Genomic DNA, 12,971 nt, shown 5'->3' with positions numbered 1-12,971 from the left:
CGGCGGTCCCGCCGGCACCTTCCGGCCATCCCGGCCCGCGCGTACTCGGCAGCGGCGACGATCCTGGCAGGCGGAATACGTAGGGAGGTCGCGGTCATGGCGACGGTGGTGGTGCGCAGGCCGTCTCGCCGGCCCGCTCCGGAGATGCCAGCCGGAGAGCTGTTACTGGAGGCGCCACCGGAGATCCCAGCGCCGCCGGCCCGGCAGTGGGCACAACTGCTGATGGTCCTGCCCATGATCGCGATGATGGGCGCGATGGTGCTCCTGTTCACGGGCGGCGGCATGTTCGGCGGCAGCGGCTCCGGATCGTACGCGACTCTGCGCTACGTGGTCTTCGGGCTGTTCGGCGTGGCGATGCTCGCCATGGTCGCGGTGGCCTTCCTCAACAGCGGTGGGCCGAGCAAGCGCGAGATGGGCAACGCCCGCCGGGTCTACCTGCGGGGCCTGGCCCAGCACCGGATCCGCGTCGGTCGCGCCGCCGACCGGCAGCGGGCCGCGCTCTGGTACCTGCACCCGGACCCCGAGACGCTGTGGTCGCTGGTGCCGAGCTACCGGCTCTGGGAACGGCGCCGGGACGACCTGGACTTCGGCGTGACCCGGATCGGCGTCGGCCGGCAGAGCCTGGCTACTCGGCTGATCCCGCCGGACACCAGGCCGATGGAGCAGTTGGAGCCGCTCTCCGCGCTTGCCCTGCGCCGGTTCATCACCACCTATTCGGCGATCCCGGACCTGCCGCTGGCGATGGCGGTCAACGGGTTCAGCCGGATCCACGTGCGCGGCGACCACGAGCGGGTCACCGGCCTGGTCCGGGCGATGCTGGGTCAGCTTGCCACCCTGCACGCGCCGGACGACCTGCGGATCGCGGTCTGCGCCGGGCCGGAGTGCCGGCCGGAGTGGGAGTGGCTCAAGTGGCTGCCGCACGCGCTGCACCCGGAGCGTACGGACGCGCTCGGCCCGGTCCGGCTGGTCGCCCCGACGATCACCGCCCTCGAAGCGATGCTGGAGGACCTGCTGGGCGACCGTCCGCGCTTCGACCCCGACAACGGGGGCGTCCGCGTCGCCGGCCCGCACCTCGTGGTGGTACTCGACGGCGGCGCGATCGCCGGCTCCGACCACCTGATGACCGGCGGCGGCGTCGAGGGCGTCGCGGTGATCGACCTGACCACCGCACCGCCAAGGGCCCTGGAACGGTCCACCGTGGTGCTGGACCTTGCCGACGACGGCTCGCTGTCCAGCCTCACCACCGAGGGGGAGACCGAGCTGGGCCGGGCCGACACCCTCGCGATGGACGGGGCCGAGGCGCTGGCCCGCCAGCTCGCGCCGCTGCGGCTCACCGGGGGCAGCCGGGGCGAGCAGCCGCTGAACGCCGAACTCGGCCTCGAGGACCTGCTCGACCTCGGTGACCCGTACGCGTTCGACCCCTCGGAGACCTGGGTGCAGCGGCCCAGCCGGGACCGGCTGCGGGTGCGGTTCGGCATCCGGCCGGACGGCACCCCCATCGAGCTCGACCTCAAGGAGTCGGCGCAGGAGGGCATGGGCCCGCACGGGCTGTTGATCGGCGCCACCGGCTCGGGCAAGAGCGAGCTGCTGCGTACCCTGGTGCTGGCGTTGGCGGTGACCCATCCGCCGAACATGCTCAACTTCGCGCTGATCGACTTCAAGGGCGGCGCCACCTTCGCCCGGATGGACCGGCTGCCGCACACCAGCGCGGTGATCACCAACCTCGCCGACGAGCTGCCACTGGTCGACCGGATGGCCGACGCGATCAACGGTGAGCTGATCCGGCGGCAGGAACTGCTCCGGGCGGCGGGCAACTTCTCCTCGCTGCGCGACTACGAGAAGGCCCGGGCCGCTGGCGCGCCGCTCTCCGAGGTGCCGACGCTGTTCGTGGTCTGTGACGAGTTCAGCGAGCTGTTGTCGGCCCGGCCGGACTTCATCGACATCTTCGTGCAGATCGGTCGGGTGGGCCGCTCGCTCGGCGTACACCTGCTGCTGGCCAGCCAGCGGTTGGAGGAGGGTCGGCTGCGCGGCCTGGACGCCCATCTCTCCTACCGGATCGGCCTGCGTACCTTCTCCGACATGGACAGTCGGGTGGTGCTGGGCGTACCCGACGCGTTCTCGCTGCCCCGGGCGCCGGGCCACGGATTCCTGAAGTTCGGTACCGAGCCGATGGCGCGGTTCCGCTCGGCGTACGTCTCCGGCGTGCACAGCCCGATGGTCGGGACCGCCACCGGTGCGGGCGAGCCGGAACAGCTCGGGCTGATCGAGTACACGACCAGCTACCTCGCTCCCCGGATCGAGGCCGAGGAGGAGCCCACCGAGGCCGAGGAGGATCCGGACGAGGCGGTCGGGGAGAGCCTGCTGGACATCCTGGTGGAGCGGATCGTCGGCCGCGGCACGCCGGCACACCAGGTGTGGCTGCCGCCGCTGGCGGAGTCCCCGACCCTGGACGGGCTGCTCGGCGGGTTGACCACCGAGCCGGGACGGGGGCTTCGGGCGACCCCGCCCGACCGGTGCGGATCGTTGCGGGCGGTGGTGGGGGTCGTCGACCGGCCACTGGAGCAGCGGCGCGATCCGCTGGTGTTGGAGCTGGCGGGTGCGGCCGGACACGCCGTGGTGGTTGGTGCGCCGCGGAGCGGGAAGAGCACCGCGCTGCGTACCATCATCGCCAGCCTCGCGCTCACCCACACGCCGCGCGAGGTGCAGTTCTACTGCCTGGACTTCGGCGGGGGCGCCCTCGGCTCGCTCCGGGGGCTGCCGCACGTCGGCGGAGTCGCCGGCCGGCAGAACCCGGCGGCGGTGCGGCGTACGGTCGCCGAGGTGGCGACGCTACTCACTGAGCGGGAACGCCGGTTCGCCGACCGGGAGGTCGACGGCATGGCCAGCTACCGGGCGCTGCTCGCGGGCGGTGCTGTCACCGACGACCCGTACGGCGACGTCTTCCTGGTGGTGGACGGCTGGCTGACGTTCCGGAAGGAGTTCGAGGACCTCGAGGAGGTGGTTGCCGGGATCGCCGCCCGCGGCCTGGCCTACGGGGTGCACCTGCTCGTCGCCTGCTCGCGCTGGTTCGATCTGCGGACCACGGTGCGGGACCTCTTCGGCACCCGGGTGGAGCTGCGGCTCGGCGACCCCATCGATTCGGTGATCGACCGGAAGGTCGCCATGCGGGTGCCGGCGGACGCACCCGGCCGCGGGATCAGCGTCAGCAAGCACGAGATGCTGATGGCGCTGCCGCGCGTCGACGGCCAGCGGACGTCCGACGACCTGGCCGCCGCGGTGGCCCGAATGGTCGACGCCGTGCGCGGCGCCTGGACGGGTGACCCGGCGCCGGCGGTGCGGATGCTGCCCAACCGGGTGCCCTACCTCGACCTGCCGCCGGCGGACGACCCGCAGAACCTCCAGATCGCGATCGGCATCGCCGAGCAGGATCTCGGGCCGGCGCGGCTGAACTTCGACTCCGAACCACACGTGTTGCTCCTCGGCGACATCGAGTCCGGCAAGACCGGGTTCCTGCGCCTGCTCGCCCGCCGGATCGCGCACACGTACGAGCCAGCGCGGGCCCGGGTGCTCCTGATCGACCACCGGCGGGGGCTGCTGGGCGAGGTGGGCAACGAGCACCTGCTCGGCTACGGCACCGATCTGGCCACCACCGCGCACCTGATCGCGGAGGCGGCCCGGGGGATGGCCGACCGGCTGCCCGGACCCGACGTCACCCCGGAGCAGTTGCGCAAGCGGGCCTGGTGGGCGGGGCCGGAACTTTTCGTCCTCGTCGACGACTACGACCTGGTGACCACGCCGGCGAACAACCCGTTGCTGCCGCTGCTGCCGTACCTGCCGCAGAGCCGGGACATCGGTCTGCACCTGGTGGTCACCCGGCGTACCGGCGGGGCCGGCCGGGCGATGCACGACCCGTTCATCGCCCGGCTCCGGGACGTCGGCTCGGCCGGCCTGCTGCTGTCCGGGTCGAAGGACGAGGGACCGCTGCTCGGCGGGCTCAAGGCCGAGCCGCTGCCGCCGGGCCGTGGACGGCTGGTGACCCGCCGGGGCGTACCGCAGATCGTCCAACTCGCCTGGCTGCCACCGGGGGATCCGGCCTGACCGCTTGCGGTCGTCGGGCACCCTGCCCGCCGAGGCGAATGCTGAACTGAATCCACCGCACCGACCCCAGTGGACCGGGAGGACAGATGACACATCCAGGAGGCGGGCTGCTCAGTGGGCAACCCGACGCGATGCTTAGCTACACGCTCGTCAGGACCAACCCGCCGACAGAGCAGCTTTCCGGTTGCGGAGGGCTGGAGGAATGCAAGACGTTCGTCGAGGCGAACAATAGAGCCCTCGAGGGCCTGAAGAATTTCATGACCGCTGTCAACACCCGCTTCGACGGGTTCGAGTACGCGGCCCGGCAGGGCGGCCACGAGTATCTCGCCGCGAACGAAGAGAACCGGATCTCCATCGAGGGCGTGTTCAACCCGACCACGCCGACGCCGGGGGGGAACTGACGTGGACTACCGCGCGGAGTTCGAGCGGCTGGTGAAGATCATGACGGCCGAGAAAGGCCACGCGGTGGTCGTGCTGTCCCAGGCCGGCGTGTGGCAGCGAGCCTCGGAGGAGGTGGCCGCGGCGGCGAAGTCGATAAGCGAGGAAACCACCGCGCTGAACGGCGCGTGGCCCGACGGCAACGGCGACAAGATGCTCAACTCCGCCATGAGCGATGCGGTGGCGATCGAGGGGAGGAGCGAAATTATCGCCACGGCGGCGCCATGGGAAGCGATCCGGCTCGCCGGTGACGACATCATCCCCACCTATTACTTCGTCCAACAGCAGTACGAGTTGGCCAAGCCGCTGATCGCACAGCTCGAGGCGGTCGACAGTCTTTCCGGCGGGTTCGGGGCCGATGCCGGCTGGGCGATGGGCGGTGGCATGCTCGCGAGCCAGATCGAGGCATACCTCCGGGCCGCCAATGACAGGATGGCCAATCTCGGCAGGCTCTTCGGCGACGCGACCAGAGCGGTGACGGCGGCCGCGAACGGGGACATCTGGCTCCCGGACCCGATGGGCACGCTGCCCGCCGACACCCCGTCCCCGGCCCTCGGCCCCGGCGGCAACACTGTCGGCCCCGGCGGCAACGCTGTCGGCCCCGGGCCCGGAGCCGTGCCGCCGGGCAGCGTCCCCAACGGCACGTCGGAGATCCCCGCCCAGGGGGGCGAGGCGACGACGCCCGGCGGCGGCACAGCGCCGTCTCTCTCCGGCCAGCCATCCACACCCACCCTGCCGTCCACCGGCGCCCCGTCCCCGGGCGGAATAGGTCCCGGTGGACCCACCCCGCCGATCGGCGGTGGCCCCGGCATCGGTCCCGGGATCCCGCCGATGATCCCGCCGATCGGCGGTACCGGCGGAAACGGACGGGTGCCCTCCGCGAATCTCGGCGGCGCCCGCGTCCCGGGGGTGAACCTCGGCGGGCTGGGCGGCGGTGCCGGCGCGGCCAGCCTCGGTGGTGGTGGTGCCGGTGCGGGCGCTGCCTCGATCCCGCAGGCGGCCGCCCCGGTCGGCGGGCCGGCGCAGGTCGCGCCGAGCGGCCCGCCGCCAGCGCTGCCGCCCGCCACCCTGGCCGGGACTTCGGCCTCGGCCGGCGGCACCCCGCCGATGATGCCGCCCATGATGCCGCCGATGGCCGGAGCCGGGGCGGGCGTGGGCGGCGGCGGGGGATCGGGCGCGGCCCGCCCCTCGGGCACCGGCCGGGGCCGTGGATCCCAGAACCCCACCCCCGGCATGCCCGCGTTGCTGAGCGGCAAGGCGGGCAAGGGCGACCCGCACGCGGTCCCGCCCAGGGCCCGACTGATCCGGGAGACGGACGCGCCGGCCACCGTGGAGCTGATCGACGAGGACCTGTGGCAGGTCGGCGAGCGGCGCACCGAGGAGTCCCGCCCGGCGCGGATCCACCGCCACTGACCTCGGTCACCCGACGCGTCGCGGCCCCGGGAGAAACCTCTCCCGGGGCCGCTTCCGGCTGACCCCGACCGGAACCGCCGGCCGGGACCAGGTCAGGTCTGGCTGTGACGCATCGCGCCGTCGTGACTCAGGGTGGTGCCCATCGGCAGGCGGCTGACCACTCCGGCCGGCATGCGTACCGGGCGTACCCCGGGGTAGCCCAACACCTCGAGGACCTTCGGCTCGGCCAGCGGGTGGGCGATGCCGAGGTCCGTGACCATCAGCAGGGTGCCCGCCGGAGCATCCGGGGCGGGCATCGACTCCACGACCGCGGCCCTGCCACCCGGCACCAGCACCCGGTCGGCGAGTCGAGTACCTCGGTCGGTGCTGCCTGCGGTCTGCCGCATCGGGTCGACGCCCGGCATCGCCGGGTCCAGCAGCACGGTCGGCACCGGCCCACCCGGGGCGAACACCAGGCACATGGTGGTCGTCGTGGCGCCGGCCGCGAACTCCGGCGGCAGCACGGGGGGATCACCGGCCGCCACGGGTACGGCGGGCGCCTGCTTGGCCCCGGCCGCCTCCAGCAGGCTGAGCGGGACGCCGGCCGGCTTCTTACGGGGGTACGCGGCGGCGGTCCGGCGGGAGGCGAGCTGGATGTCGTACTGCAACTCGCTGATCGGCCGCAACTGACCGACCTCGGCGAGATAGTGCTGTACGCCCCCGGAACTCGTCGCCACCAGCAGCTGGCCGGCCCGGATGTCCTTCCGGCCGGGCACCGCCCGGGATTGCTTGCCGACATCCCGCACCGCGATCGGCGCGATCGACCGGCCGGCCGGCAGCACGTCGAGCACCGCCGGGCTGATCGGGATCGCCGGTCCGGCGCGCAGCGCCACCTCCACGGCGACGGTGTCCGCCTTGTCGATCGCATGTCGGTATCCGTGCCACACCAGGTGACGCTCGCCGGTTCCGGCCACCGCGACCAGCAGCGCGCGCTCCGCCAGCGGGTCGCCCGCCGCCGGCCGGTGCCCGACCATCAGCACCGACTCGGAGACGGCCGCCCCGGTCCGGTCCCGGCCAGGCTGGGAGCAGAACGTCCATTCCCCGGCGAGCAACCGCTTCGGCGCGGGCAGGGCGTCAGGCGCGTCCGGGATACCGATGCGCGGCCCCCGGGTCGCCCCGAGCAGCGAGTTGCGCGACACGACCCGGGTCCGCGCGTGCCGCTCGAGTGCAAGCAGGGCCGAGGTGTAGTTGGCAACCGGATGCAGCCGGCCGTCCAGGTAGACGTAGCGGGTCCCGGTCTCCTTCTCGACCACCACCGCGTCGCCGCCGCGCCAGCTCTTGGCGCCGCCGGGCACGATGATCCCGTAGATGCCGACGACGGCCAGCGCGATGACCGCGAGGGCGATGCCACCGTACGCGGCGTAGACCGGCCGGCGGAACGGAGGCTGCTCCGGGTCGCTCTCCCTGGTCACCAGGCCCGAGATCACCCGCTGCACCAGAAACTGGTACGCGTGCAACTGGTCGCGCTTGGACGCCATGTCAGCCGCCCAACCCGCGTACGTAGCCGTACAGGCCGAGCACGGAGCAGACCACCGGCAGGACCGCCAACACCACCAGCACCTCCAGCAGCTCCGCGTACCGTCCCAGGTACGGGCCGGGCCGGCGGACGCTGTACACCACGGCGAGCAGCGCGACGAGCCCGCCGGCCAGCAGCAGGACCGGTCCGGTCACGGCGAGCAGGTCCGACCGGTCGGCCATCAGCGGCCCGGTGGCCAGGGACACCGCCCCGGTGAGCCCGGGGAGCAGCAGCGGCAGTCGTTGCCGCCCGATCGGATACAGCCGGGCGCGGAGCAGGAAGCCGATCGTCAGGACGGTCACCAGGATCGTCGCGGCGGCGCCGCCGGCGCGTACCAGTAACACCTGGCAGACGGCGGCGGCCAGCGCCAGGCCGGCCACCATGCCGGTGAGCAGGCTGTCCGCTCGCAGTACGGCGGCGTACACCGCGGTCCGGGGTGGCTGCGGGTCGTCGCGTACCAGGTCGGCGGCGACGCGGGGCAGGACCGGCATCGGTACCCGGCTGAGCCGGATCGACAGCGGGGCGAGTACCGGTGAGAACGCCAGACCGAGGCCCGCCACGAGCGCGGCGGTCTCGTGCGCCTCCAGCGCCTCCAGGGTGGTGAGCCAGCCGCCGATGACGCCGAACAGTCCGGCCGTGGCACCGGCGACGAACAGCGCGGCCCGGTCCACCACACCGAGCAGGCCGACGATCGAGGCGAGGAGGAGCGCGGCTCCGGCGGTCAGCAGATGCGGCGCGCCGAGCGCGGTCAGCGCGCGGTCACCGGCCAGGGCGAGGCCGCCGCCCGCGACGGCCAGCGGCAACGCGACCAGCGCGCTGACCACGCCGCCCCCGGCGTCACCGGCCGCCCGGGCCAGCACGACACCGACGGCGAGCAGCAGGCCGGCCGTGCCGAGTGCCCACCCTGCCGGACCGGACCACGGCGGTCCCGCCCGTAACACCGCGACCAGGCAGAGCAGGGCGGCCAGCGCGCCCACGCCGAGACCGGCGGCCCGGGTGTGCGCAGGACCCCAGGCGCCGCCGAGCCGGGCCGAGCCGGTGGCGATCGCGTCGACCAGGTCGTCGTACTCCAACTCGGGCCAGTCGGTACGGGCGTGCGTCAGGTACAGCACCTCGCCGTCCCGTACCCGATGCCCGGCCAGCGTACGGGCCGGCTCCAGCGTGGTCCCGTCAACCCGGCGCAGCGCCCACCCGCCGGCACCCACCCCGGCGTCGGCGAGGCTCTCGCCGGCGTGCGTCAACAGGGCGGGCAGCAGTTCGGCGAGCGGCGACCGCTCGGGCAGGGCCAGGTCGATCCGCCGGGCCGGTGCCGCGACGGTCACCCGGACCAGGCCAGTGTTGTTCATGGCAGCTCCGCGACATCCGCCCCCGGCGGCGAACTGCCGGAGGGCCCACCCGGGGCGGGGGACGCACCTACCCTGACTGGACCCGATCCGCCAGGGAAGCGGGTCGGCAGCTAGCGGCCACGCGCTTGCCGTCGCATCCCGGCCGGCTACCGTACAGATCGCCGCGATTAACGAATGGCTGTGACCGACTTCAACACAGGCCCTAGCACAGAACTGGTGAAGGTGTGGAGAAGATCGGCGGTCCGCGGAGGATCTTCGAGCATGGGTGAGTGCCCGACACCCGGCAGCGCCGACCGAAATGGCACAGCTGCGGCAGAGCGTGGACGGCGATATCCGAGCAGGACCCGATCACGCCGGAGCCGGGCGAGCGATGGCCGCAGGAGTCCCGAGTCTATTTCCACGATTGGCTCACCGCCCTCGCGCGGAAGTTACTAATCAGCTTTGCGGTGGACGACTTCGGGGCGGCTACGCTTTGATGGCTCGTTGTCGAGCTGTCTCTCCACAATGGTTAGACGTACCGTCGCGTTGACGATCATCGGTGTCGCCAACCCGACACATTGTGCTTGTCGGCCATCCTCCGCAGCCTCCGTCGGGCAGAATCCGAGCAGCCTGGATTTCACAATCGTGAATGGATCGGGCATTGCGACGGGAAGGGTGAGCATGGGGGTACGTCACATTATCGCCGCGTCCACGGCGGCGATGATCTTCTTAGCTACGCCGGGCGCGGCTCTCGGCGCGCCGCCGCCGGGAGGGCTTGCGAGCAGGGCCGGCACCACGGTGGACGATCCGCCGGACACCGAGGTCCCGAGTGACCCCGCGGAGCTGCCTCCGCCGCCGGAGGCCTCGATCCTGGAGAAGGAAAAGGCCGGCCTGGTCGTCGGCATGCCAGCCTCGTCCTGGGAGGAGTACGCCAAGGTCGACTATCAGTTCACCATCGAGCTGTGGCGCCGCGCGGTCTTCGACACCGAGGTACGCGCCGGCGCGGAGCTGGCGATCGGCACGTACGCACCGGAGACGCAGCGGTGCGACGCGTGCACCACGTTCATCCGGACGAACGTGTACGCCGCCAACGACCGGGACATCCGGCAGGAGACCAAGGATCGGACCGCGGCGTTCGAGGCCCGCTACCGGCGTCAGGCGGTCGCCGACATGGTGGACTACACGTTCCCGGACGCGTCCGCGGTCGGCTCCGGTGACCGCAACTTCGCCTTCAACGTCTGGGAGCACCTGCGGGCCACCAAGCCGTGGGCGACCCGCTCGATCGCCGCGGCGGCCGCCGCGGTGACCGCCACGCCGGACGCGCGGGTCGAGTTCCTGACCTCGTTCGGGGCAAGCTACTTCTACCCCGACCAGGCCGACCATCTGGCCGACATCTACGAAGGCGACCAGGAGAAAAGGGCGGAGGCCGAGCGCCGCGCCAAGCGCAAGTACGCGGGCATCGCGGTCGGGACCTCGTTCGGGCAGCCGGGCAACGAGGACGAGTCGTGGTATCTGGTCAGCGACAGCGTCTTCCTGGACCGGCTCTACACGAGAATCGAGAGCGACCCGTTCTACACGTTGACCTCGCACGCGATCGCCATCGTGCTGTACGACGAGGGCCCGGCCCAGTGGCGGGAGTTCATCGACAGGGGCATCCACGACGTGGCCGCCCAGGACGAGGAGCGCCGCCGGATCGAGCGGTACGAGGAGATGCGCGCGGTCGTCATCGGCATCCGGGACGAGGCCGAGCGGCTGGCGTACAAGAACCGTGCCGTGGCCGCCAACGCGGCGCTCGCGACCGGCAAGCTCAGCGCGCTGATCACCTTCGAGCAGACGTACGACCGGTTGCCGCCGGACGCCAGTGACCTGACGGCGTTCTACGACAACGGCACCGCGGCCTCGACGCTGTGGGTCTTCGGGCACGTCGGCCGCCAGACCGGCACCGCCCGCCGGGTGTGGAGTGCGCCGGCCGGGTGGCGTGCCCTGAGCGCGCAGCCGGTCAACGGTGAGTTCGATGGCAGAGCCGGGCAGGACAGCGCGGTCCTCTACAAGCTGGCGAACTTCAGCTACCGGTTCGAAGTGTTCGGCAACGTCGATGCGTTCACCGGCGCGCCCCGCACGGTGTGGGAGGCCAAGCCGGCCACCTCGACCACGGGCTACACCCTGCAGACGCCGGTCGCCACCGACGTCAATGCCGACGGCCGTACCGACATTGCCGTCTATGGCACCGACGCGGCCAAGAGGCCGATCCTGATGACGCTGTACGGCGAGGCGGGCGGCACGTTCCGGCAGGAGGTCGCCACCGCGCCCGCCGCGCTGGTGACCGGCCGGGTGGTGGCCGGGGACGTCGACGGCGACCGCAAGGGTGACCTGGTGACGTTCGTCCAGCACGCCACCAAGGGTGCGCAGATGTGGCTCGCCCTGGGCGGCGACAGCGGGTTCGCCGCGCCGGTGGAACGCTGGTCGAACACCGGGGTGAAGCTGGCTGAGGCCGGCACGCCGGTGATGGGCGACTTCGACCGGGACAACCGGGCGGAGGTGGTCATGATTCGCAAGAAGACGGCCACGACCTCGGGGGTGTGGCTGCACGACAACATCGCCTCGGGGACGGTCAGCTTCGCGGAGAAGTGGGCGTCGCCGACGGCGTGGACGTTCGACGCGCTGTTCCCGGTCGCCACCGACGTCAACGGTGACGCCCGGGTCGACCTGGTGGTGATGCGGCGAGACGAGGACGCGAAGGCGTCGCTCTGGTCGATCCGGGCCAAGTCCGGCGGCTTCGACCCGGCGGTTCAGCCATGGACCTCGGCGAAGGGCAGTTGGCGGATGGCCAACACACGGATTTCGCACTAGCGCGCGGGGAGCGGAAAGGGCCGGGTCACCTCGCGGCGACCCGGCCCTTTCCGTTGGTCTAGCTGACGTGGGGCCGGATGTCCTCCTCCGCGGCGAGCGCGTCGGCGACCACCTGCTGCCAGTACGCCGCTCGATCGCGGGCGTTGCGGCTGTCCCGCTCCCACGCGTCGCGGTTGCCGCGCGCTGGCTTGGTCATCGCCTTCCAGTTCGGACCGGTCTGTCGCAGCGCGAGTTGGTAGACCGCCGCCCACTGTTGCGCCTGAGCGTCGGCGGTCTGTTTGGCCGCCAGCCACCCGGACGCCGAGGGCGCGGCCCCGGCGGCCACCTGACCCCAGGCGTCGGCCGCCTGCTGCTGCAGCGCTTTCTGCGCCTCACCGCTGGCCGCTTCGGCGGCCGCCTGCGCCTCCAGCGCGGACCGCTGGAGCCGGTCCACCGCGGCGAACCAGCGCATTTCCTGGTCGGCCGTGGTCAGCTGGAACCGCTCAAGGTCCAGCTTGCCGAAGCTCGACCAGGCGTACGTGTAGAACTCGACGATGTCGCTGTCGGTGGCCTCCGGCCGCAGCGCCCACGCCGCCGCGATGCGCACCTGCTCGCCCTGCGCCGTGTCGCGCAACTGGGCCACGTAGTCGCGGTCGTACTGGCGGAGTGCCGCGGCGTGCGCGCCGTCCTCGTCTCTCGCGCGCTGGTCGGCGGCCCGCGCCTCCTCCAGCCCGAAGCGGACGAAGTACTCCTTTTCCGCAGCGGGAGCGGTCTTGGCGGCGTTCGCCGCGGACCACACCCACGGAGACGTCTCGTACGCGTGGGTGGCCAGCACCCGCGCGATGATGTGGTCGTTCATCGCCGCGTCCTGCTCGGCGCGGATCGTCGCCTGGCACCACCCGGCGGGGATGAACTCCCACACCGCGACCTCGCCGCGCGGCGAGTTGAGCGCGGTCATGGCCGCGGCCCGCACCGCGCCGTACGGCGAGGCGACGGCCAGGTGCGTGGCGAGCGCCCGCGGGGGCAGCAGTGTGGTGGGCGATCCGACGGTGAACTCGCAGGGAATGCTGCTCGGTTCGGCGGCGAGCACGGGCGTCCCCGCGGTGACGCCCGTGACGGCGGTGGCGGCGACCAGAGTGCCGGCCAGCCAGGTGCGAATCATGTTTGCTCTCTCCCCGTTCTCGTAAATTCGGACCGTTTACTGTGGCACCGGCCAAGATCAGAAAACGACGTGTGTCATTGTTCTGACTCGCCGAGATCTTGGTTGCCCATAGATGGTGCCTTATGTTCAAGCGGCTTGCGGACCGGACGGG

General features: G+C 72.2%; 7 protein-coding genes. 4 read left to right on the top strand and 3 right to left on the bottom strand.

From position 1 onward, the window contains the following. Window positions 1–96: 96 nt before the first annotated feature. From eccCa to AAH979_RS13490, 3 genes are all read left to right on the top strand, one after another. Entirely contained in the window at window positions 97–4,098 is a 4,002-nt protein-coding gene (eccCa, locus tag AAH979_RS13500) for a type VII secretion protein EccCa (protein WP_346258415.1), read from the top strand. Window positions 4,099–4,184: 86 nt separating this feature from the next. After that, on the top strand, window positions 4,185–4,499 hold the full coding sequence (locus AAH979_RS13495; protein WP_346258414.1) for a hypothetical protein: 315 nt from the start codon (window positions 4,185–4,187) through the stop codon (window positions 4,497–4,499). 1 nt (window position 4,500) lies between these two features. After that, window positions 4,501–5,949 carry a hypothetical protein gene (locus AAH979_RS13490; RefSeq protein WP_346258413.1) on the top strand — a complete coding sequence of 483 codons (1,449 nt, stop codon included), beginning with the start codon at window positions 4,501–4,503 and terminating at the stop codon, window positions 5,947–5,949. Between the two features lie 92 nt (window positions 5,950–6,041). Here AAH979_RS13490 and eccB read toward each other — a convergent pair whose 3' ends face one another. Next, a complete protein-coding gene (gene eccB, locus AAH979_RS13485) occupies window positions 6,042–7,466 on the bottom strand; it encodes a type VII secretion protein EccB (RefSeq protein ID WP_346258412.1) in 1,425 nt (474 codons plus the stop codon). Window position 7,467: 1 nt separating this feature from the next. Continuing rightward, window positions 7,468–8,850: a type VII secretion integral membrane protein EccD gene (gene eccD, locus AAH979_RS13480; RefSeq protein ID WP_346258411.1), complete on the bottom strand. Its 1,383-nt coding sequence runs from the start codon at window positions 8,848–8,850 to the stop codon at window positions 7,468–7,470. A 660-nt stretch (window positions 8,851–9,510) separates the two neighbouring features. On the opposite strand from eccD, the gene AAH979_RS13475 reads away from it, so the two are divergent. Beyond that, a complete protein-coding gene (locus AAH979_RS13475; RefSeq protein WP_346258410.1) occupies window positions 9,511–11,679 on the top strand; it encodes a VCBS repeat-containing protein in 2,169 nt (722 codons plus the stop codon). 58 nt (window positions 11,680–11,737) lie between these two features. Here the strand turns inward: AAH979_RS13475 and AAH979_RS13470 are convergent, their stop codons facing one another. Next, window positions 11,738–12,820, bottom strand: coding sequence for a hypothetical protein (locus tag AAH979_RS13470; RefSeq protein ID WP_346258409.1), 1,083 nt, complete (start codon window positions 12,818–12,820; stop codon window positions 11,738–11,740). Window positions 12,821–12,971 lie beyond the last annotated feature (151 nt).

Source organism: Plantactinospora sp. ZYX-F-223 (assembly GCF_039649625.1).
Lineage (GTDB): Bacteria > Actinomycetota > Actinomycetes > Mycobacteriales > Micromonosporaceae > Plantactinospora.
This window is presented reverse-complemented; position numbering and strand designations above follow the sequence as displayed.